The sequence below is a fragment of the Paenibacillus farraposensis genome, assembly GCF_020736845.1.
Taxonomy (GTDB): Bacteria; Bacillota; Bacilli; order Paenibacillales; family Paenibacillaceae; genus Paenibacillus; species Paenibacillus farraposensis.
The window spans coordinates 777,654-798,900 of record NZ_JAFFQR010000112.1 but is presented as its reverse complement, the minus strand read 5'-3'; the positions used below and the strand labels follow the sequence as shown (position 1 = coordinate 798,900).

The 21,247-nt window shown below is 43.4% G+C and carries 22 protein-coding genes and 3 pseudogenes; 12 read left to right on the top strand and 13 right to left on the bottom strand.

All coding sequences use genetic code 11. The features are described 5' to 3' along the window. Both JO375_RS22530 and JO375_RS22525 read left to right on the top strand, forming a co-directional pair. Positions 1-356: pseudogene (locus JO375_RS22530) on the top strand (IS3 family transposase); the annotation flags it as partial. Positions 357-490: 134 nt separating this feature from the next. Continuing rightward, a complete protein-coding gene (locus JO375_RS22525) occupies positions 491-1,018 on the top strand; it encodes an NAD(P)H-dependent oxidoreductase (RefSeq protein ID WP_229526549.1) in 528 nt (175 codons plus the stop codon). 60 nt (positions 1,019-1,078) lie between these two features. Here JO375_RS22525 and JO375_RS22520 read toward each other — a convergent pair whose 3' ends face one another. Then, positions 1,079-1,438: a winged helix-turn-helix transcriptional regulator gene (locus tag JO375_RS22520; protein ID WP_229526548.1), complete on the bottom strand. Its 360-nt coding sequence runs from the start codon at positions 1,436-1,438 to the stop codon at positions 1,079-1,081. A gap of 1,393 nt (positions 1,439-2,831) precedes the next feature. On the opposite strand from JO375_RS22520, the gene JO375_RS22510 reads away from it, so the two are divergent. Both JO375_RS22510 and JO375_RS22505 read left to right on the top strand, forming a co-directional pair. After that, positions 2,832-3,245, top strand: coding sequence for a DUF1259 domain-containing protein (locus tag JO375_RS22510; protein WP_322098772.1), 414 nt, complete (start codon positions 2,832-2,834; stop codon positions 3,243-3,245). A 336-nt stretch (positions 3,246-3,581) separates the two neighbouring features. Further along, positions 3,582-3,695 (top strand): YjcZ family sporulation protein, encoded by a 114-nt coding sequence (locus tag JO375_RS22505; protein ID WP_229526547.1) that lies wholly within the window; start codon positions 3,582-3,584, stop codon positions 3,693-3,695. A gap of 546 nt (positions 3,696-4,241) precedes the next feature. On the opposite strand, the gene JO375_RS22500 is transcribed toward JO375_RS22505, so the two are convergent. The 4 genes from JO375_RS22500 to JO375_RS22485 are packed head-to-tail and all read right to left on the bottom strand — an operon-like array spanning position 4,242 to position 6,041. After that, positions 4,242-4,736, bottom strand: coding sequence for a protein kinase domain-containing protein (locus JO375_RS22500; RefSeq protein ID WP_229526546.1), 495 nt, complete (start codon positions 4,734-4,736; stop codon positions 4,242-4,244). After that, positions 4,733-4,969, bottom strand: coding sequence for a hypothetical protein (locus JO375_RS22495; RefSeq protein WP_229526545.1), 237 nt, complete (start codon positions 4,967-4,969; stop codon positions 4,733-4,735). The genes JO375_RS22500 and JO375_RS22495 overlap by 4 nt, the downstream gene beginning before the upstream one ends. Positions 4,970-4,971: 2 nt before the next feature. Then, on the bottom strand, positions 4,972-5,583 hold the full coding sequence (locus tag JO375_RS22490) for a hypothetical protein (RefSeq protein ID WP_229526544.1): 612 nt from the start codon (positions 5,581-5,583) through the stop codon (positions 4,972-4,974). 8 nt (positions 5,584-5,591) lie between these two features. Then, a complete protein-coding gene (locus tag JO375_RS22485; protein ID WP_229526543.1) occupies positions 5,592-6,041 on the bottom strand; it encodes a hypothetical protein in 450 nt (149 codons plus the stop codon). A 617-nt stretch (positions 6,042-6,658) separates the two neighbouring features. On the opposite strand from JO375_RS22485, the gene JO375_RS24670 reads away from it, so the two are divergent. The 4 genes and pseudogenes from JO375_RS24670 to JO375_RS22470 all read left to right on the top strand — a co-directional run bounded on the left by JO375_RS24670 (position 6,659) and on the right by JO375_RS22470 (position 8,987). After that, complete coding sequence (locus JO375_RS24670) at positions 6,659-6,823, top strand: phage holin family protein (protein ID WP_322098779.1); 165 nt, start codon at positions 6,659-6,661, stop codon at positions 6,821-6,823. A 123-nt stretch (positions 6,824-6,946) separates the two neighbouring features. After that, complete coding sequence (locus JO375_RS22480; protein WP_229526542.1) at positions 6,947-7,930, top strand: fibronectin type III domain-containing protein; 984 nt, start codon at positions 6,947-6,949, stop codon at positions 7,928-7,930. 232 nt (positions 7,931-8,162) lie between these two features. Beyond that, positions 8,163-8,362, top strand: a pseudogene (locus JO375_RS24880) (prolyl oligopeptidase family serine peptidase); the annotation flags it as partial. Positions 8,363-8,576: 214 nt separating this feature from the next. Beyond that, positions 8,577-8,987, top strand: coding sequence for a YmaF family protein (locus JO375_RS22470; protein ID WP_229526540.1), 411 nt, complete (start codon positions 8,577-8,579; stop codon positions 8,985-8,987). Between the two features lie 329 nt (positions 8,988-9,316). On the opposite strand, the gene JO375_RS22465 is transcribed toward JO375_RS22470, so the two are convergent. The 6 genes from JO375_RS22465 to JO375_RS22440 all read right to left on the bottom strand — a co-directional run bounded on the left by JO375_RS22465 (position 9,317) and on the right by JO375_RS22440 (position 14,418). After that, the gene (locus JO375_RS22465; protein ID WP_229526539.1) at positions 9,317-10,777 is read right to left on the bottom strand and encodes an oligosaccharide flippase family protein; all 1,461 of its coding nucleotides are present in this window, start codon (positions 10,775-10,777) and stop codon (positions 9,317-9,319) included. Positions 10,778-10,893: 116 nt separating this feature from the next. Then, on the bottom strand, positions 10,894-12,018 hold the full coding sequence (locus JO375_RS22460; RefSeq protein ID WP_229526538.1) for an amidase domain-containing protein: 1,125 nt from the start codon (positions 12,016-12,018) through the stop codon (positions 10,894-10,896). Positions 12,019-12,048: 30 nt separating this feature from the next. After that, positions 12,049-12,717, bottom strand: coding sequence for a class F sortase (locus tag JO375_RS22455; protein WP_229526537.1), 669 nt, complete (start codon positions 12,715-12,717; stop codon positions 12,049-12,051). Between the two features lie 48 nt (positions 12,718-12,765). Continuing rightward, a complete protein-coding gene (locus tag JO375_RS22450; protein WP_229526536.1) occupies positions 12,766-13,068 on the bottom strand; it encodes a hypothetical protein in 303 nt (100 codons plus the stop codon). A 120-nt stretch (positions 13,069-13,188) separates the two neighbouring features. Next, entirely contained in the window at positions 13,189-13,965 is a 777-nt protein-coding gene (locus tag JO375_RS22445; protein ID WP_229526535.1) for a polysaccharide deacetylase family protein, read from the bottom strand. Between the two features lie 132 nt (positions 13,966-14,097). Continuing rightward, entirely contained in the window at positions 14,098-14,418 is a 321-nt protein-coding gene (locus tag JO375_RS22440) for a hypothetical protein (protein WP_229526534.1), read from the bottom strand. A 57-nt stretch (positions 14,419-14,475) separates the two neighbouring features. Between JO375_RS22440 and JO375_RS22435 the strand changes: the two are divergent. The 4 genes and pseudogenes from JO375_RS22435 to JO375_RS22420 all read left to right on the top strand — a co-directional run. Then, positions 14,476-14,724 (top strand): annotated as a pseudogene (locus JO375_RS22435) (carbohydrate ABC transporter permease); the annotation flags it as partial. A gap of 192 nt (positions 14,725-14,916) precedes the next feature. Next, positions 14,917-15,501: a TetR/AcrR family transcriptional regulator gene (locus JO375_RS22430; RefSeq protein WP_229526533.1), complete on the top strand. Its 585-nt coding sequence runs from the start codon at positions 14,917-14,919 to the stop codon at positions 15,499-15,501. Between the two features lie 23 nt (positions 15,502-15,524). Beyond that, complete coding sequence (locus JO375_RS22425; RefSeq protein WP_229526532.1) at positions 15,525-16,886, top strand: HlyD family secretion protein; 1,362 nt, start codon at positions 15,525-15,527, stop codon at positions 16,884-16,886. A gap of 5 nt (positions 16,887-16,891) precedes the next feature. Further along, on the top strand, positions 16,892-18,115 hold the full coding sequence (locus JO375_RS22420; RefSeq protein WP_229526531.1) for an ABC transporter permease: 1,224 nt from the start codon (positions 16,892-16,894) through the stop codon (positions 18,113-18,115). Positions 18,116-18,220: 105 nt separating this feature from the next. Here JO375_RS22420 and JO375_RS22415 read toward each other — a convergent pair whose 3' ends face one another. Continuing rightward, positions 18,221-20,032, bottom strand: a complete 1,812-nt coding sequence (locus JO375_RS22415; RefSeq protein ID WP_229526530.1) for a glycine betaine ABC transporter substrate-binding protein — start codon at positions 20,030-20,032, stop codon at positions 18,221-18,223. After that, a complete protein-coding gene (locus JO375_RS22410) occupies positions 20,007-21,230 on the bottom strand; it encodes a quaternary amine ABC transporter ATP-binding protein (RefSeq protein ID WP_229526529.1) in 1,224 nt (407 codons plus the stop codon). Before JO375_RS22410 ends, JO375_RS22415 begins: the two co-directional genes overlap by 26 nt. Positions 21,231-21,247: the final 17 nt, after the last annotated feature.

The following is a 21,247-nucleotide window of genomic DNA, read 5'->3' as shown; positions in this document are numbered from 1 at the left end:
TACAGCCAACATCCTGAATCGTAAATTTGACCAAACCGAAACCAGGCGCTTCGTTGTCAGCGACCTGACCCATGTAAGGTTCAGCACCAGTGGCACTACATTTGGCTTCTGGAAACCTTTAAGATCGGTCCTTCACTGAGCATGAAAGGCTGCCCCTATGACAATGCCGTAGCGGAAGCCACCTACAAGGTCATGAAAACCGAGTTCGTAAACCAGATGGATTTCAGAGCCTTCATCATTTGGAGATCGAACTATATGATTACGTCAACTGGTTTAATAAGCATCGCATTCACGGAACACTGGGATACATGACACCTGTTCAGTACCGCCAAGAGGCCCTTAAAAAAGCTGTCTGATTTACTGTTGACAATCCATAGTACTAACCTTTAGGTAAGTACATGTAATAAAAGTGCATACTTACAATAGAGCGACAAGGCGAATATACTAATGAATGTAGCTGAACATTATTATATTCTAGGAGGAAGAAGTCTTGAGAACTTTAATTATAGTAACACATCCTAACATTGAAACTTCGGTTTTTAATAAAAGATGGGTTGAGGAACTTAAAAAACAACCTGAGAAGTATACAGTGCATGAGTTATCTAAAGTTTATCCGGATGGAAATATTGATGTGGAAAGAGAACAAAAATTGATTGAGAGTCATGATAAACTTGTTTTGCAGTTTCCTGTTTTTTGGTTTAACTGTCCTCCACTCCTTAAAAAGTGGTTAGATGATGTATTTACTTACGGATGGGCTTACGGATCGAAAGGAGATAAACTAAAAAATCGTAAGATTGCTTTGGCTGTATCAGCTGGTATAAAAAGTGAAGATTACAGCGAGAACGGTAGATACAAGCATACCTTGGAGGAAATTTTAGTACCTTTCAAAACAACCGCTATTTATTGTAAAGCAGACTACCGTTCGTTCTTTGCTTCATACGGTGCTGAATTTGAACCCGCGGCTGAAACAATTGAAAAAAGTGCACAAGACTATTTAAACTTCATCGATCAAATGTAGATAACAAAAATAAGGAGGCATCCGTATAGGGTGCTTCCTTATTTTTGTTGAAATTATTATTCATTCTTCTGTCGTGCATAAATCAAGGTCTGCGTTTTGTTCGCCCCATTCACACATCATGTCTAGAATGGGAATTAGTGAATGCCCGCGATCTGATAATGAATATTCAACTTTAGGAGGTACCTGGGGATATTCTTTGCGAACAATTAAACCGTCTTGTTCAAGTTCCTTCAGCATGATACTTAAAGTTTTAAAGGGAATAGTACCAATGCTTCGTTTCAATTCGTTATGTCTCATTATTTTATTTTCAGACAGCCAATACAAAATGATCATCTTATATTTGCCACCGATTAAGGATAATGTATGACCAAAGCCAGTTGCTTTTACGCTAATACCTGTGGGAACACAAGTTTCTTTCACTGTTAAATGCTCTCCTTTTTTATAGTATACTACTTTAATTATTATACACTCCATAATAATACACAGTAAAAAAACTGAATGTTTCAATGAAGGAGGAAATTGTATGAGTGTACAAAAGCCTTTGAGTATTGATGCAGATCTCAACGAAAATTTGAATAAACGACCAAACAAGAATGGATTGAGGGTGCAGTCGCTCTGAAGCATGAACGCTTTGAGGTAGCGGGCGCCCTTTTTGATTCGTTTTATTCATGACAATAAATTTGTATTTGTTGCTTATAGTCATTATCTGAGGATGAGGCAGGAACCGAAGGTTATTATGCGATGGGAAATGGAGGAACGATAGAGAATATTAAAGCTCGATAGGGCGTCATTGCTACTCTGTGCACCTTGGTACACAATTGTGGAATAAGTGTTGGAAAGACTGAGTTGTGTGAGAACCCAAGTTGCTTGGTTTTAACCACAAATATAAGCGAATGGAATTTTCTGAATAGGAACAAAACATGCTATAAAATAAGAGGTAAGTTCAGAAGCGTTTATCGGCGAGGATCAATCAAAGATGGGCGGCATGATGTACGTTGTGCAATCCAAACCCATAGGGGCGCTTTACTGACTCAAGTTCGTGTGGTGTCTTTTATTTATGAAGTCTTATTAGGAGTGCTTATAACAAGATAGGTATTATAATTTAATAGAGGTAGTAGCACATACGGAAGCACCGTTGTGCAATCCGAAAGTATCGGTAGCACCCTGCTGGCATACGCTGGCAGGGTGTTTTTTTGCGAATTGACGTTTAGCCCTGCCAATTTCTTTAAAGACACATATTCTATACCGTATCTAAAAAAAAGGAGGAGTTAATATGAGTGAATGTGGACATGAGCATAAGGCCAAACATTTTTGCCCTTTCACATCGACGGGTGCAATTTTGGTGCTCTTTATCCTGTTAGTCATAATTACTAAAGCGTGTTGGATTTAATTTCGTGAAAAGAATTGTTGGATAATACCACTCCACTCAAGGATGGTAAAAAGTTGAACCCAATGAGCGCATAAGCTATTTGGCAAAAGCCACAGTATTCGCTTCTCTTTTGGCGTATACTTGTTGGATTCCTGCCATAATAGTTGTTGCGCTTATGGGTTTTATCTGCGAGGAAATATATTTCATTGAAAGGATTTCCATGCGATTTGCAAAAATTATCGTCGCTTGGCGACTCGCTATGATACATAGGCTTTTGCGTTTAAGGCTTATTTGGTGTGGTCTATATTCTGAGATGGTTTGCTTAAGTTAAAGAAATCCCTGGTTCCATTTTCCTGGAACGGCTGTTAATAAATATTTTCAATTTTATATGGCATTCGCCCTTTCAAAGCTCCTCTCTAGGCATATTATGGGAGAGGAAAGGGGATGATTATGAAAATGATTAAGAAATCTTTATGTGACCGTTTGGCCAAAATCGTCGGAGGCACTGGTATGGTGGTGAATGGGGCATGTGTGGTGCAGCGTCTGCGGAATAACCTCAATTTAAGAATTTTAGGACGCCGAAGTAAATCACCTTTGACCATACCATTCCTACTTTCTTTTGAATCCAAAGACAGCAGAGGGCGAACTTTGAATTTGGGAGAAACCGTAATCCTAGAGCGTGAGATTAATCCTTTTGTATCGCAGCTCCGGAAACATGGGATCATTGTTACTGCTATTCACAACCACTGGCTATTCCAGAATGTGTGCTTCAAATATATTCACTGGGAAAATGTAGGGGACCCTGTCACGTTTGCACGAAACAGTACTGATGCGGCTAAAAAAGTGGGTATTCTTTAATTACAGGTACACCTTGAAACATCTGTCCTATATAAATGTTTGGATCTAGTGCATTTGGCTTCAGTTCTATTACATCGTTAAAGTAACGGGACACGATAGTTCAATAAATAGTGGCAGTCTGGGTCTTTATCCCCCCCTGGCTGCCGCTGTTTCAATTTTAGGGTGAGTCTAATTTGTTTACCTAGAAGTCCATTTCCTAAACAATACCTCGCGTAGCCTGTGGAGTAGATAAAGGAGGTGTTACGTGTGAGCCTTTATTTTCTTACCTGAATGCCCTATCACAGAACGTATTTATACATATATTAAAATGTACAACAAATAAAGGAGGTTAAAGCCATGGGTGCATATGCAGGTGCAGGTTCATGCGGCGGCGGTATGTGGACATCTACAGCGGCAATATTGGTGCTCTTTATCCTGTTGGTTATAATCACTAAAGCATTTTGGGTTTAATTTTGTGAAAAGAGTTATTATAACAAAAGCTCTGCTAACCTTTAATTGGTCGGCAGAGCTTTTCCGTTGAAGGAATTACCACACCGTTCACCCAATGAATTATTGAGTTGATCAACATGAACCGTACATATAAAGTGTTGAAATCGGATGTTGAACTATTTGCAACTGCAAACGTGTTAGATTAGAAAATGATTCACCTTCAGAGGATTATTTTTTTAATAGGCTCCACATAAAAAACTCTGCTAGCCTTATGGTCGGCAATGTTTTTTCGTTGATCGTTTATAGCTAAAGCGATTTTATCAGGTGCGACAGCTTCGGAAAATATGGGCGGCATGATGTAAATGAAAGGCTAAAAACCTTTAAAAGGATCTCGGAAGAGAGCCTCAGATTGTCGAGAAACCCCGGTCTTTACAGACGCGGGGTTTCTTCTTTATTCATCTTTTTCTTGTTCTTCACGGCTTGCCGTCACGGATCATAAACAACACTATCAGGGTTAGTTTTACTCCTATTTATTTCCTTTTCTTCATTCACATCCTCTGTGGTTAATTATTGATGAGAATAAATGATCTTATTTATAGAGGAAAAAAGTTGATTCCACAACTCTGGAAAAAGATTCTCATAATTAGAATCAATCATTAGCGCGCTTCGATAAAAGGAATACGCATCATCCCATTTGAGTTGATCGGGCTTATAGTTTGCCCCTCCTAAGTCTACTAAGTATTGTGGATGTGTAAGAAGATAGGGGAGATCTGGCAAATGGTTCGGCCATAATCCCACTGAAAAAGCAAAGTCAATTAAAAATAACTTTACTGAATTACCAACTCCATCAATTTGAATTAACATATTGCCGGGTCTAACATCTCGATGAATTACATTTGTTTTATGCAAGATCGTTAAAATTTCAAGCATTTGCCTCAGTAATTCCCATTTCTGATTGTAGGTTAAGCTTGGCCCCTGCATTAATAGTTGTTCCAACGTTATACCCTGTAAAAGCTCCATAGCAACAAAGGGATAAGGACCTTCCATCTCAAATGCAATCAATTGGGGAAATACTTGGTTTGAGTTGATGAATTTAATAATTGGAGCAGGATCGCTTCACGCTGGGAGGCTTGACCTAGAGTTCCATCCATTTTTACGAAAATAGGCTTTGATCCTGATACATCCATTCCATTAAAATAATGGAAACCTATACTAGATTTTTTGGGGTAATATTCAGAAAGATGACTAAAGCCATAACGATTCTGAAGGTAGTAGATAAATTGATTTTGTTCCAATGTTATCCTCCTCCCAAAGCAGCACTATTAAAAAAGACGGATAAGTCATTAGGAACGGAATAGTGGTATCCCTTCTTACTCATATAGGCATCCAAGAAAAGTTTCAGTTCCTTATTATTCGTTAAGGTTTGATACGAAAAATGTTCTATATTCAATTTACTCGCCATAGCGATAAGCCTTTCAATATAGTCTTGAGCAATCGTTGGTTTATGAATGAATGCATGATAAATAAGACTAAAAAAATAATCTTCTTGATTCGGTATAAAGAAGCCTTTATGGGATAATTCCTTATTCCTTAATATTGACATTTCCCAATCATTGCAATAATAATTATCTCCAATATAACGAAAATCAAAAAATACCGTTTTACCAGCTATATTGATCTGATAATGAACTCGATATTCTTCCAAAAATACTTTTGTTGCGTTCGTAATAAACGAAACCTCTACAGCATCCTTGACAAGCAGGTCAATATCCCCATGGAGTTCCAAATGATACTGATTTGGTAAACACTCGAAATTCCGCAAAACGACATATTCCGTCGTCCAGTTTAATACAGTAAAAAGCTGTTGAATGTCTTGCCATCCATTCGTTCCTAGAAGATCTTGATACAAGGGATGAATCACGCCATCCCAGTTTCCCGGAAAATAAGATAAAAACGTTTTTGCATTACAGCTAATAAAGTTAGGTCGTGGTCACATTCATTCTGCGTGTTCGTTCCATGGATTCGATGACCTCCACCAGTCCAAGTCCGGTATAAGCTTTTAGCATCAAAAGTGTTAATGTTGACATTGCACATTCCCTTTGAAGTAGATCGTATGGCATAAACCGGATTTTCGTCTTGTACAATAACAAGTATAAAAGGTCCCATACCACAATGAATTTGCTTTTCACAACCGGGTGGAAGACTTTGTCCGTATAGTCTTGAAAGATTTTTAGAGAAGTTGGAATTGTTCCAATATATTTGATAAACTCTTTTTATTGTGAATTTCACTTTAAGGTCTTCGATGATTTGTTGTGCGCAATATGTTGCATGTTCCCAGATGATAAATAAATGCAGTTCGGGATTCATATGTTGAACTCCTCCTTTCACACGGGAATTTTTATTTTTCCTTTTAATCATGCTTACAATAACTATAATATGAAAACCAAGCGTAAAAGCATCAGACTTTGTCCTATAAAAAGAAAAAAAGAGGCCCAAGTTCTCACTGAATCTTCTTTTTATTGGTTTCTAGGTTACGGAAGAGGAGCTATACAATGATCCATTCCCATAACAATGGACGTTTTTTGATCGGAAAATGACCGCTTTATGACCCGCCACTGGACTTTTGCTGTGGTAAATTTGTATCATGGAAAATCAAATGAGGAATACATCGAGGTCCTAATGCCCCGGTGATTAGGTCGGCCAATGTGCCGGCCTTTTTGATTTTTCTGTAGTTTTGAATATGGTGATGGTCGGGAGCTGCGCTTGTCAGACTGATAATTATATTTTTGGGCGGATGGGATAAAACACTGCAGGTTCTGCTTATATTGATGGCGTTAGATTATATTCTAGTGTTGCAGGAGCTATTAAAAATAAGAAGGTGGACAGTGGTGTAGTGATTTGGGGCGGTACCCGTAAGGCTACGGTTCTGATGGTCGTGGGATTGTCCACACAAGTGGACGACTGACTACAACCAAGGGGGACCGATTTTCCGGACGATAGCAATCTATTTTTATGCTGGTCGTAAAGGATTATTATTGGCTGAGAATCTGGGTACAATGGGTGCGCCTTTACCGTTTGAGCTGAAGCAGTTTCTGCATCAACTGAATGAGAAGGGAGATGGAAAGGATGCTGACATTTTGAGCAAGTAAAGAGGAAATCTGAGAAGCGACTATCATAAGGAATATTTAATTTTAAAATCTGTTCAATTGAAACTAGGAGGAAAATAATGTGAAGGATAATATTATAAAAGCAGTAATCATGTTCAGTTTATTATGTTTATTCGGTGGTTCAATGGTATATGCAGCAATGAAAATAGAACTGTTGATGGAATGCTAGGAGTTAGACCTCCTGAAGGAACAACTGTACAAGTCAGTAGTATTAGCAATGCTAGGTCAGGAGAATATGCATTTGATAATAATCTAAAAACATATTGGAATAGTAACGGTTACTTAGAGTATTTGCAATTAATTTTCCCGGCGCCGGTTACTCTCAAAAACGTCCAATTAGCTGTTGTGGTAACTCCCAACCCATCTAATGTTAACTATACAATTTATGGTCAAGTAAATGGAACATGGGTTCCCATTAGTAGTGCCAAAAAAGTTAAAGTTGAACAGAAGCTTAATCAAGCGTGTATTTTACCCTCTTTTGATGTAACACCAGGTAAGTATAGTGGTATAAAGATTGTTGCTCAATCTTCTGATACATGGATTGCCATAAACGAGATCACTCTTGGAAAATTTCAAACTCAAGAATTGACAGCCACTTCTGGAGACAGTCAGGTTACTTTAAAATGGGATCAAGTTGAGAATGCAGAAAGCTATACTGTAAAATACGGAACAGAATCAGGTAAATACGTCGAAACAGTAACAGCAACAAAAGATTCCTATGGCAACTTCGTTATTCCAGGGCTAACCAACGGAACGAAATACTACTTTGTTGTGAGTGCTAAGGTGAATGGTATGGAATCTGAATACTCCAATGAAGCGTCAGCAACTCCACAAGCAGGAGAGCAACCTTCAGGAAACCGTGCCATATTGATAGTCACTATGACAACCGGTCTTGAAAAAGAATTCGACCTAAGCCTGAAAGAGGTCAACGACTTCATCGCTTGGTATGAGGGAAAGCAGGCCGGAAATGGATCAGCTTCCTATGCCATCAATAAGCACGACAACAATAAAGGACCATTCAGCACCCGAAAGAATTACATGCTGTTTGATCGTATTCTTACGTTTGAAGTAAGTGAATATTCTAGATAAATTGGAAAGCTCCGCTAACCTTAATCGGTCGGCAGAGCTTTTTAATGCGGCAATCTATTTTACTGTAATGGCGTACATAATTATCAAATGGCCTTTTTTATCATAAACATTAATATTCGCGACTGTCGCCGAGTAGGTTTTTACAACACCTAATTGATTAATTGTTACGTTTCTTCTTGTAATTTTATAAGTGTACTCTAACACATCCATCCTTGCTGCTTATAGTCATTATTTGAAGGACATGCCGATCTGGTTTGTGGCTGCCAAAACCGACACCATAGTACCGTCTAACGATTATATGATTCCGACCTACCGTATGAATACAATGGCCACTGGTCCTGGATTTACGTGTATAACAACGAAGTATCAAAGGTGATGAACGGAAAGAAAACAACGATGATGCAATGGCTGGCCTCTAAAACATTAGACTGAAAAGTAGTAGCTTCCAGATCATCGTGTCCGGCATGCTTCATAGGTACATTTGAATGGAAAATTTTCATTATAGTAGGAACCAGCCTAACTTTAGTAAGCCTTATTTTACAAAAATTAGGTATATGCCGATATTCCGTCTGGATCATGTATTGACTGAACATTTACACTACCTCTTTCATAGTATGTAGCAGTTGGTGAAGAGAGGAGGTTGCTGATGGAAATACCAGTAACAGGTTATGTTGTACATTCCGGTGATTCCGACTCTGATCATTCGCATAGGCTTTTTATTACTTCATGGGACGGTAAACCAGTTAGTAAGGTTCACGTGCATCCTTTTAAAGGGACTACATCATTTGATGTAGGGCACTGCCACCATTACTGTGGAGTAACAAAGCCGGCTCCAAGTGGTGTTCCGCATGTTCATCATTATTATGCAGAAACATCATTTAACGAACAACATAAGCACCTTATTAAAGGAACAACAGGACCAGCCATTCCCTTGCCAAGAGGTGGCCATTACCACCGTTTTGAAGGATGTACCACAGTAAGTGGTAAAATTCCTCACGTTCACAAGTACTGTGGAAATACTGGAAATGAGGAAGAGTGCCCACCTCAACCGTATTGAAAAGCCGATCCTCCAATATACAAACCGCACAACATGGACGGCAAGATGTGAAAATGCCAAAACCTTTTGAGGCTCTCATGAGTTCGTTGAACTTTTAAGCAGCCTCTTTTTCTTTGCCCAGAGTCAGTAATTGGGGAGAGAGGCACCAGGGGACATGAAACAGTGCTTACCGTTGAGCTGCATATGAGCGAAAATGGCACGTTGCTTCGTTTGACGCATGCAGGTTCTCCAGATGAGAATTTAGGGAACCAGCATGAGCAGGCATGGCCGTTTATACCTTGAGCAGCTCGACAAAAGAATGATGGCAAATAGCTAATGAGAGGCCTTCCCTAGTCTGCGAAAACGCGCTTTAATCGTATTTTGAAATACAGGGCACTCCAAAAACAGTAAAGAAGGAGTCCGACAATTATTCGGGCAGTCTCCGGCCAATTCAAAAAGGATAAGGATCTGGAACACAGCGTGCCCATAATAAGAATGGCTTCAAAAACCAGAATGTCCACCAGCAGCATAATGATTATGCGGGAATTGATTCGTTGGAAAAGCTGCAGGGCTTTGAAATTCCAGGACATCGCGATCCATTCGAGCATAATGATTCCCAGAGACATGCCAGCATATCCAAGCCCCGGAACGGCAACGAGGAAATAAAGAATAATGAAGTTAACAAGGACTCCTGTGCCAAGGCCAATAAAGGGAGTTTTCTTCCGATTTTGTGCCCATAAGATGCTTGTTGTGATTTCCCGCAATCCGACGAGTAACGGTAACATTGCCAACGATTTAATGGACATCTCGGCATGAGGGATGCCAAAAATAAACAAGGAGATTTCGGAGGCATATTCAAAAATGAAAAAACCCGAGGCTAATCCCCATACCCACGCGATCTGTATAGCAGAATGGCTTTTCTGGTAAAAGACGTTATATTGCTTATTTTGCCAATCTGCCGTTATTTTCATCGTGAGCGTATGTGTTAATGAGCCTGTAATCAAGGTAGGCATATACGCGACGACAAGAGCAATGCCAGTGACAATACCGAACATCTCCGCTGCTTCTTTGGACGAAACCCCGGCAACCTGTAGTCGCTGCGGAATGATGATGGCGTCCACAAAGTCGGAAACAGGCATCAGCAGGCGTGTAAGTGCAATAGCAAGTGAAGCCTGTACCACCAAAGGTAAATCTGCACGGTTTGCTGGGGGTGATAAAGCTGCAGAGGAACGATGGTACATCAAAAAAGCAGATAGCATAGCAAAGGATAACAATGCGCCTGTAAAGGTTCCTAGCACCGCTCCCCCTACAGCAAATTCGATACCGGTTTGAATAAATATGGGCACCAGCAACATTAAAGTACCGATTCTGGCGGTCTGCTCTATGATTTCCGAAAGGGCAATTACGGTGTAGTTTTCAAGTCCTTGCAAATATCCGCGCAGCAGGCTTAACAAGGGAACTGCCAATATAGCAGGCGAGAGACATCGAATCACAAAATCAAGCTGCGGATAGGCAAGCAAATAGGCGATCGGCTTTGAGAACCAAAAGGTGAAAAGACTGCATACGAATCCCGCGAGAATCATGAATATCGAAAAGATTTTGAACAGCCGCCAGCCTCTTGCCGCATGCTTAGCTGTAAACATTGCCAAAGCTGTCGGCAATCCTCCCGAAATAATCATCAATATTAAGCTATAGAAGGAATAGGCTAGCTGATAAAGCCCCATCCCTTCTGCACCAACAAGTCGCGTCATGAATACTTTTCCGACCAAGCCAATGGTTTTTACGACAATCATCGCATTAGCTCTGACCATGGTTTGTTTTAATAAAAGAGGTAATTTCAAAACATCCTCACCCCATTAGAAGCTGTCCATATTATTCCTATGACAGCATCCTCCGGGATATGAACAAGTGTGACAGGTCATAATGCTTAATCTTGTATATGAATTAACAAATACTTGGTGGTTTTATCCCATCCCAAGTCAAAGGGAACTCTGTAACGGTCTGCAGTATGGGAGTTGACTAAAGGATAACCGCTTTGATCAAATCCAACCACTACAGAGAAGTGGTCCACATCTCCTTTTAACACGTAAGCAATTAAATCACCCGGCTGTAGTTGGGGTTGGTCAAGATCCTGCTGGCGTTTATTGACTGATTGGATGATATCGGAGAAGCTTCCTTGTCCGATAATTTTGCCATAGCCGGAGCGTATCAGAAAATGTTTAAAGGCATCGGTTTGAACCCAGGCTTGGCTGCCACCGCGGCCATACAAGTAATGCCAGCCTGATTTCATAGGCAGTCCTCCGCCTTCCTTCGCATCTCCGATCACTTGAGAGGCGAAGTTGGTGCAGTCGCCCCCTTTGGAATTATAATCCAGATATTTTTGATTATAGCGTTGACGATTGCCTGCTCCCCAAGTTGTTCCTGCATACTTGTTAGCATAGTCAACGGCGCGGGCTCGGTTATATTTATGGACAACCCTCTCTGGTGTTACCGGATCTTTATGAGGAGTAAAAAATGAATCGGTTTTTTCGATTTTTTTTGGATTTTCCTCAAATGGATCTGAATACCATTCCCGTTCCACATACCAACGTTTATCCTTTTTTCTCAGCGTAATGCCATGACGTGTTCCAATTCCAAAATCATGCTGACCTGGATAGCTGTCGATATACTCATAACTCAGCTTTAAAGACTGAACGAGAGACACTTTTGCCGTATCGCCCAATACTTGAGCACGGGCTATTCGAATTGAACTTTCGGCATTCAATAATTTTATTTTTCGCTGCTTGGCCCATTCCTGAATATATTCAGCTCTGTTGATTTCATGAAGGTATGCGTAGTTGCTGTGCTTATCCTTTGGCAAATAGTGTTTCTCGATATGTCTTTTATCCTGATCCATCAACAGCCGGGTACGGTCCTCGAACAAATCTTGTAAAAATGGAGTAACATTATCTTGCTGAGCAGGCTCGGCTTGTGCACGAAATAAAGAGAAGTTGTAAACGGGAATTAATATTAAGATCATGCACAGTAATTGCAATTTTCCTTTCCTAAGCACATTCACTCATTCTCCTTGAAAATGATTGTTTTATTTTTGCATTTCATGTTTGTGTTGAACAGCAGGTTGCTCACAGGCTGAATTCATATGAGCTAATTTGGTGTAGACTACTAATCTTCCCTCATGCTCTTTTTTGCTTCGACTGTAGCGGCCTGCGCAGGTAATCAAGTTCAAACGGTGCTCATCTGTAGGGCCGAAAATGGTTTGAACCGGTGCTTCGGAGGTTAGGTAAAATTTTACGGACTCGACCACAAATTGAAGCTTGCAGCCGTTCTTGCCAGTTACATACACAAAGTCTCCCCTTTTCAGTTTTTTAAGCGGATAAAAAACAGCCGGGCCCGTGTATGTATCAACATGCCCGTCCATAATTGAATTACCAGCGGCCCCCGGCAATATCCCCGGAGATAAATAACCTACTCGATCTGTGTTACCCGGAACACCCATTTGACCATTTGCCAAGTAAGTTACCGGTTCTACAATCGAATGAATACGAACCGCAGGAATATCAATGGTATGTGGGATGATCCCGCGAAAAGGTTTATTTTTAACCTGTACAGGCTTCACCGTTTTCGTTTGTTGAATTTCAGGTCCAGCTTCGACGGGATTGGAGCTGCGATGATCTTCAGTTGAAGATGAACAGCTCGCACTACACAGTAAAACCAATAGCACGATGATACGAATAATCCACTTATTATTCATAGAAAAAACAGAGAGGGTTTATAAGTGAACCCTCTCCTTTTTACCTCCCTAATTCATTTGCTCACTAGCGCCGCCAAAACCGGTTTTTGGCAATTTAGTAGCTTTAGCTTTCAAGCTTTTCGCATGAATGCTTTTTCCACTAATGATTTTGCCAGGTGCAGCTTCACGTGCATGAAGCTTATGAGCTTTTTCATGCTTGCTCTTAGCGTGCAGCTTGTGCTCATGTTTTGCGTGAACCTTATGCTGATGCATTTTGTGCTCTTGCTTTTCTGTTGGAGGAGCAGCAGATACCATCGATCCTGCGGACAAAAGTACAGCCAGGGACGCTACAGTCAATATTGCTTTCTTCATGTTATGGCCTCCTTGAGATAGTGGGTAACTCAAGAATATATTTTCCGTACGAAAAGCATTTTATGTAGCCAATGATTTCATAAGAAAGTTTTGGATTGGAAATGGAAATGACGTCATCCTTTATTTGTTCACCTCAATCAGCCCTTCTGGCGTCTTGCGTTTGGCAAGCAGCTCGGATACGGTGACAAAAGTAAATCCTCTTTTTTTCAGCTCAGGCAAAATAATTTTGAGGGCTTCAACGGTTTGTGTACTTTTATATACATAATCATGCATGAGGACAATATCACCGTTACGGGCATTGCGAATTACCTTATTGGCAATCCGATTTACACCGGGTCTTCGCCAGTCCCGGGTGTCCTGATGCCATGACCATAAAATGATTTTAAGCCCTTTTTCTTTGGATAGTTTGACGAGAGAATCTGTATAGGTACCACCCGGCGGACGAAAGAGATAGGTTTCCGAACCGGTGGCTTTAACGATGCTCGCTTGGCCCAGATCTACTTCAGACTGGGCTTTGTTACGGGAAATACGATGGAAGGAGGGATGATGAAAGGTATGGTTGCCAACATCATGTCCTTCTTTTCGTTCCCGCTTCACAATATCCGGGAGTTTTTCTACACGGCTGCCGACAACAAAAAAGGTTGCTTTGGCGTCATATTGCTTGAGCAAATCCAGAATGGCGGGCGTTTTGATCTCATCCGGTCCGTCGTCGAAGGTGAGGGCAATAACCTTGCGTTCGGTAGGAACCTCCCATACAATGTCCCCTCGTTCTTCGTAATAGGTTCTTCCCTTTGTTGGAGCAGGAGAGGCATGTAAAGTATCTATTGGCGCAAGGTAAAAGCTGGCACAGAACAAGGAAACAGCGATACTTGCAGACCGTATTCGGTTATATTTCATCTGGCATCTTCTCCGATCTGACGTTTTCTCACATTAGCTTGCCAAGAAGGAGTGCATACCATTCTTCGTTTGCGAAATTATCTGCTTGCAGATTTCTTTTACATATCTATCCTTGTTTGAATGTGCCATGCGTCAGCTCAGCAGTATCACCACCAGCAGCGTGAATAGCACCAGCGGCAGAATGACATTGTTGCAGACAGAGGATCGATAAAGGGTCGGATTAGCTGGGGAAGGCGGATGATACGGCTGAGGAACTTTTATATACAGATGATCGGCGTCCATGTGAACGATCGTTCCTTCATACACCTGATGATCCATCGTTTGGACCCGGACGGTTTGATTGAGATGTGGCTTGAGCCTTTGATGCAGATACTGGCGAGCCTTGACTAGCTTTGTCTGGAATTCCGGTTTGGCTTTATATAACGTTTGTGGGCTAACGGTACTATAGGACATTCGCCTCTAACCTCCATACCATGTAATGATCCATCGTATGCAGACTGCTTCGTCAGTGTGCTGGCTGCCCTCATACATCTCAAATTACGCGGAATGCGTATTTTCCAGTTTGCCTTTTCACTACCGATGGTGCTATCGGTCGGTTCATCTGCAGTCATATGGAAGTTTCTTTTTCATCCGACCCTCGGGATGTTCAACTATGTGCTTTCCCTGATGCATATCAATCCCGTTCCATGGCTGACCAGCCCGGATTGGGCGCTGTTTTCCGTAGCCATTATGACCATTTGGATGAATCTCGGCTTCAATAACCGATTGAATGAATGACCCCCTCACTGATTTAATCCGTTTTTTGCATTGTTTTTTTTAGAATGACTGTTTAGACGAAATGTCTAAAATGATTTTTTTTTCATTTTTCCTATTGCTGGATAACAAAAAACGGGCTTATAATAAATACATAATTTTTGTACTGGACGGTCAGTTCAAAAAAAAGGAGGAAGCATGAAACAACAGACGAAGGATATTATTTTTTACGGTGCACTCAAGGCTTTTTCCGAACGAGGCTTTAATGAAACGAATATGGAGGAGATCGCTAAGGTATGCGGTATTGCCAAAGGAACCCTGTACTATAATTTTAAAAACAAGCAAGAACTGTACATCTACATTCTGAAGATGGGGATGGAACGTTTTGTCCAGGATATCCATGAAGCAATGGCTCAAACGCCCAAGGATCAGGTAGAGCTGAGGATTCGCAAGCTGATCCAGGTACATATTGAATTTATCGGGAGAGAGCCGGACTTTTGTCGTCTACTGGTCAGCAAAGGCTGGGTGTCGCAAGAGCAGCATTTTAATATCAGGCAGGTGCTGGCTGACTATTTTGATTTTATGGAGGAAGAGATTGAATCCGGCAAGTTCTACGGGAAAATTTCGAGCAAGCTGGATGCAAAAACGACGGCAAATTGCCTGTTCGGTATTTACATTTTTACTCCGATGCGTTCGATGGTATGGGGCGAAACGATGAATCTGCAGGAAGTCCGTGAAAGCATTGAATTATTTGTATGTAATGCACTAGGCATTTATCATTAATTGACAGATGGAGTGATGAGAACATGAAAGCTAAAAAATATACGATTTACGTCGTACTTATTGTTTTAATCGCTGTAGGAATTTATGCTTTGACCGCTTTCCCACGCGGGAGCAGCAGCTTATCTGCGGATGAATCCTCCACTATTCCTACCGCTTACGTAGAATCGGATACGCTCAATGCCAGCTTTAAAATGGCAGGACGGATTGACCAGATGCTCGTAAAAGAGGGAGACAAGGTCAAAAAGGGGCAGACAATAGCCCGATTGGAAAGCCGTGAGCTAGAAGATAAGGTGAAACAAGCACAGGCCGCATTGCAGGCAGCCAAGAGCAATGTGTCCAAAGCGAAAGCCGGCGTATTGCAGGCTCAAGCGGGAGTAGGCCAGGCACAGGCTACTGTGAGCGCCGCTCAGGCCAAGAAGAGCCAGGGCACGACAGCGGTCAGCGTGACTGCAGAGGCTTCCTCCAGCCAGATTGAACAGGCGAAGGCGGCTGCGAGCGCCGCCAAGGCGAAGCTGGATGCCCTCAAGAGCGGTGCAAGACCGCAGGAGCTGGAGCAGGCACAAGTGGCTGTGAAGGCGGCCAAGGAGACGCTGGATCTAACCGTCAAAAATCTGGAGCGAGCCAAAAAGCTTCAGGCAGCAGGAGCAGCAACCCAGGCGTCATTGGATCAAGCGACACTGGATCATCAACAGGCTGAAGCCAAGTACAACTCGGCATCCCAGCAACTGAATCTGGTGCGCGAGGGAAGCCGCAAGGAGGAAATTACGGCGGCTGAAGCTCAATACCGCCAAGCCTTGGCTGCGGTGAAAGAAGCGCAGGCAGGAGCGGGCAAAGTCGCTTTGCAGCAAGAAGATGTCAAAGCCGCCCAGGCTTCGGTAGAGCAAGCACAATCCGCTGTGAAGGCGGCGCAATCCACGGTGGAGCAGGCACAAGCTGCGGTGGCAGGTGCCAATGCACAGGTAGCCCAAGCGGAAGCTGCACTCCAGGAAGCTCAAACCTACCTGAGCTACACTACGCTGCTAGCGCCCGAGGATGGAATCGTGAAATCCAAATCGCTTGGCCTGGGGGAAATGGCTAGTGCAGGTTTCCCGGTCTATACCATTGAAACTTCGACACAGCGTTGGGCCAAGTTTTATGTACCGGAAACATCTTTGAATGGTCTTCAAGCAGGGGATACCGTCCAGATTAAACTGCTGTCGGGCGGCAAGGAGCTGAAGGGGAAAGTGATTCTGCTGGAATCGGCTGCCGATTTTGCCATTCAAAAACCGAGCCAAAGCTCCGGTGACAAAGATGTACGCTCCTTTGGCGTGAAGGTAGCTTTGCCGGATCTTGCTGCTTCGGTTCCAACGGGCTCTACGGTTCTGTTAACAGGCAAAGGGGCGTAGGTAATATGCAGGATCTACAGGAAAGACTTCGTATCCGCGATGTATTTCGCGAGGAATGGCTGAGCATCTTCCGGGATCGCCGCTTTATGGCTATTCTGCTGATTACGCCGATTATGTATACGATACTGTTCGGCTTCTTGTATTCACATCAGCGGATTACCGAGATGCCTGTCACGGTGTATGACGGAGATAATTCGCAGCTCAGCCGCCAAATCATTCAGGCGTTCGATGCGACGGACTCCTTTGCCGTTACCAGGCAAGTAACCAATCAGGAAGATGTTGTCCGTCAGGTGGAGACGGGGGAAGCGAAGGTCGGGATTGTCATTCCCGATAATTTCACCACCCGGCTTAAGCACGGGGAGAACCCGCCAGTGCTGACCCTGATTGATGGAAGCAACATGATGTACTCCAATAGCGCCAGCCGGATTGCGAATCAGGTCATCAGCAGTGTGAGCGCCGGGGTATCTATCAATTCAATGAAGCAAAAGGGAATGAACGTGGATCAAGCCGCCTCGGCCTTGAGCACCATTCCGTTCCGCTCCAGAGTGCTATTTAATCCGGTCTATGATTATAAGCTTTTTATGCCGTTAGGGGTTATTTCGGCAGCTCTTCAGCAGTGCTTGCTGCTCGGTATTGCTTTATCCTGCACACGGGATAAGGAGACAGGAACGTGGGGGAGATTTGGTACATGGAAAAACACCCCGTGGCGCCTGGCTATTGCCAAGCTGGCACCGTATTATGCGGCAGGAGCCTTCAATGTGCTGACTGTATTCAGTATCAGCGCGCTATACTTTGATATTCCATTCAGGGGGGAGATTCTTCCGCTGATTTTGGTATCACTGGCCTTTAACTTTGCATTGTGCGGTTTAGGTTTTCTATTCAGTCTTTTTTCCAAGTCAAGAGTGGATGCCACGCAAACCCTGATGCTGATTGCGGTTCCTTCCTTTATGTTATCAGGCTATACGTGGCCGCTGGAAGCCATGCCAGGCTTTTTGCGAGGAATTGCCGAAATATTGCCGCTGACGTATTATCTCGATGCTGTACGCAATATTACACTAAAAGGACTGGATATTACATTTGTTTTCAAAGATACGATTGCTCTGGGCGTCATTGGTTGTGTGAGCCTGCTGGTGTCTTTCGCTATTTATCCGCTATTCTTTAGACAGCAGGCAACGGCAGGCCAGCATGCTGATTTGCCGTCTCAAAAAGAAGTCACGCTCAAGGGCTGAAAGTAACTCTAAATATAGAAAAGGCAGATCAGGTGCTACTCCTGATCTGCCTTTTAGTATATAAGTGCCTGAAACGCGTTTCTTGTGTTTTTAACTGTAACCGGTCTACTTGCCGAAATCCCCGGCAGCTGCGGAAGCTGGAGCCGAAGCGGCTCCTTTATCCTGCAAATCAGCAATTGATTTAATGTTCATATAAGCCGGAACGACCAATCCTGTTTTAACACCTGTCATATTAGCACCCACATCGTCGAGCTTATCTTTATATTTTTCCCAATAGTCCGCATGGGTCAAAGGCAGCCATGCAGCCGGTGAGGCATCTACATCACCGCTGGCTACACCTGTCCACATCGGCCCCGCTTCAACCTGCAGGGCGGTTACCTTGTAGCCCAGCTTGTTTTCCAAAATATATTTCAGCAAATTCGTGCTAGCAATTTCCGAATCCCAAGCCACATAACTCAGCTTGAAGGTGTCTCCATGAACAGGCTGCAGTCCCTGTGTCCATTCCTGAACCTTATCGGCATGCTTCTCTGCCCAATCCTTGGCGGCTTGTTCAGGACTGGTTCCGGCTTGAATGGCGATCATGATTTCGCCCATTTCTTCCGGAGTCCATTTGAACCGTTTTAGGAATTCGTAAGCGACAGGAGCATCCTTTTGCAGCCCTTTACGGGCAATCGTATGAATGGCTTCGGCTTCGCCATACGATTTTTTGGGGTCTTCCAAATATTTGAGATCATATTTGTTAAACATCCAGTGAGGAGTCCAGCCTGTAACAATGATCGGTTTTTTCGCTTTAATCGCTTTGTTCAGCGTTGCTGTCATGGCAGCACCGGAACCCTCGACCAGCTTCCAATCGGACAAATTGTAGTCATTTATCGCTTTGGCCGTCGATTTCATAATCCCTGCTCCGGCATCAATGCCGATAATTTTGTAATCGACCTCTTCGCCAACCGGATTGATAGCTCCGTTACCTTTGCCGGGTGCGGAATGATCGGCTCCAACAAAATATTGAGATGCGCCCGCGATTAGAATGACGACTGTAGCTGCCGAGGCAATCCATACTTTTGGTTTGCCGGATACACGGCTTTTGTTTCTTTTGGCTGGTTTGATCAAATTTTGCGTAAAACGGTCAAGCACAATAGCCAGAACGACAACAGCCAAGCCGGCTTCAAATCCTTTACCGATTTGCAGCTGTGTCACAGCACGGTACACAACAGCACCGATCCCTTCCGCACCGATCATGGAAGCAATAACAACCATAGACAGCGACAGCATAATCGTCTGGTTAATACCAGCCATTAGGGTAGGCAATGCCAGCGGGAGCTGTACTTTGAACAACTTTTGCGCTGATGTTGAACCGAATGCATCAGAGGCTTCAATCAGATCACCCGACACCTGCATAATCCCCAGATTCGTCATGCGAATAGTCGGTGGGATGGCAAAGATGACCGATGCGATAACTCCGGGTACAACGCCCAGGCTGAAAAAGGTAACCGCAGGGAGTAAGTATACGAACGCAGGCATCGTCTGCATAAAATCAAGCAAAGGCGTAATTATGCGTGACGCCGATTTGCTGTATGCGCACCAGATTCCGATTGGAATCCCGATAATAATGGATATGAGTGCAGATGTAATAACAAGCCCGAGTGTATTCATCGTTTCGTTCCAGTAGCCCAGGTTGTCGATCAGCAGAAAGCCGATAACGGTAAACAGCGTAAGCTGAATCCGGCCGATCATAAAGGCGATAATCCCGATGATCACGATGAACACCAGAGGGTGCGGGAGCATGAACAGACCGGAGAAAAAGCCGACGACCGCTTCAATAACGGAAGAAATAATATTAAAAAGTCCTGCCAGATGAATACCCATCCAGTCTACAATGGATTGAATCCACTCAGCGATTGGCAGCTTCGGTATCATGGGCATTCACCTCCTTCGTAGTAGTTACATCTCCACCAAGTGCACCCAGCAAAGCTCCACGAACGATAACTCCCAGCAGCTTCTGCTTGTCATCGACGACAGCCAGCGGCACCTTGGACGAGCTTGTAATTTCAAACAAATCGTTAATGACGGTATCGGCAGCAACCTGCGGTCCGTCAGTAATCAATATATCTTCAATTTTCAAGTTGTTGCGGAGTGCATGAACGGCATCCTCGGCGCTAATAACCCCCAGCAGCTTTTTGCCACGATCAATGACAAACAGATTGGAAATCCCGCGCTCCCGCATCAATTCCAGCGCAACGCGTGGACCGCGATCGAGTGTAATGGTTTCCGGTCGCAGCATGACATGGGCAGCCGTCAATACCTTGGATAGATCCACATCTTCGACGAAACGTGCTACATAGGAGTTAGCCGGTTGGATCATAATTTCTTCAGGTGTGCCGATTTGTACAACGGCCCCGTCCCGCATCAATGCAATCCGGTCGCCGATCCGCAGCGCTTCATCCAGATCATGGGTGATAAACACAATCGTTTTCTTCATTTTATCCTGAAGCTCCAGCAGTTCATCTTGCATGTCGCGGCGAATGAGGGGGTCCAGTGCGCTGAACGCCTCATCCATCAGGAGTACTTCAGGATCGTTAGCCAGCGCTCGTGCCAGACCGACCCGCTGCTGCATACCGCCGCTCAGCTCATCCGGCATTTTATCGCCCCAGTTTTTCAGTCCAACTAGTTCCAGTGCTTGTTGTGCCTTCTTCTGGCGCTGTGCTTTTTCTACCTTTTGAATTTCAAGACCGTATTCTACATTTTCCAGTACGGTCCGATGTGGAAACAGCGCGAATTTTTGAAAAACCATGCTGATGGTTTTACGGCGAACTTCGCGGAGCTGTTCTTTGTTCATCTTGCGGAGATCTTTGCCGTGGACAAGTATTTCCCCAGAGGTAGGCTCAATCAAGCGATTTAGCATTCGCACCAAAGTGGACTTGCCACTGCCTGATAGACCCATGATCACAAAAATTTCACCTTGCTTAATTTGCATGTTGGCTCTATTGACACCAACTGTAATTTGCTTTTCCTTGGCCAGCCTTTCTTTGTCCCAGCCTTGCTCCAGGAGCGGAACACCTTGCTCGGCATGAGGACCAAAGAGCTTGCTGACACTTTTGACTTCCAAAATCGTCATACATACACCCCTTCTTT

Excerpts from the sequence above, each read along its gene's own strand:
- JO375_RS22510 (WP_322098772.1), top strand. The coding sequence starts at position 2,832 with ATGATTATGAAAATGATTAAGAAATCTTTATGTGACCGTTTGGCCAAA.
- JO375_RS22505 (WP_229526547.1), top strand. The coding sequence starts at position 3,582 with ATGGGTGCATATGCAGGTGCAGGTTCATGCGGCGGCGGTATGTGGACA.
- JO375_RS22485 (WP_229526543.1), bottom strand. The coding sequence starts at position 6,041 with ATGAATCCCGAACTGCATTTATTTATCATCTGGGAACATGCAACATAT.
- JO375_RS22480 (WP_229526542.1), top strand. The coding sequence starts at position 6,947 with ATGTTTATTCGGTGGTTCAATGGTATATGCAGCAATGAAAATAGAACT.
- JO375_RS22470 (WP_229526540.1), top strand. The coding sequence starts at position 8,577 with ATGGAAATACCAGTAACAGGTTATGTTGTACATTCCGGTGATTCCGAC.
- JO375_RS22465 (WP_229526539.1), bottom strand. The coding sequence starts at position 10,777 with ATGGTCAGAGCTAATGCGATGATTGTCGTAAAAACCATTGGCTTGGTC.
- JO375_RS22455 (WP_229526537.1), bottom strand. The coding sequence starts at position 12,717 with ATGAATAATAAGTGGATTATTCGTATCATCGTGCTATTGGTTTTACTG.
- JO375_RS22450 (WP_229526536.1), bottom strand. The coding sequence starts at position 13,068 with ATGAAGAAAGCAATATTGACTGTAGCGTCCCTGGCTGTACTTTTGTCC.
- JO375_RS22445 (WP_229526535.1), bottom strand. The coding sequence starts at position 13,965 with ATGAAATATAACCGAATACGGTCTGCAAGTATCGCTGTTTCCTTGTTC.
- JO375_RS22440 (WP_229526534.1), bottom strand. The coding sequence starts at position 14,418 with ATGTCCTATAGTACCGTTAGCCCACAAACGTTATATAAAGCCAAACCG.
- JO375_RS22430 (WP_229526533.1), top strand. The coding sequence starts at position 14,917 with ATGAAACAACAGACGAAGGATATTATTTTTTACGGTGCACTCAAGGCT.
- JO375_RS22425 (WP_229526532.1), top strand. The coding sequence starts at position 15,525 with ATGAAAGCTAAAAAATATACGATTTACGTCGTACTTATTGTTTTAATC.
- JO375_RS22420 (WP_229526531.1), top strand. The coding sequence starts at position 16,892 with ATGCAGGATCTACAGGAAAGACTTCGTATCCGCGATGTATTTCGCGAG.
- JO375_RS22415 (WP_229526530.1), bottom strand. The coding sequence starts at position 20,032 with ATGATACCGAAGCTGCCAATCGCTGAGTGGATTCAATCCATTGTAGAC.
- JO375_RS22410 (WP_229526529.1), bottom strand. The coding sequence starts at position 21,230 with ATGACGATTTTGGAAGTCAAAAGTGTCAGCAAGCTCTTTGGTCCTCAT.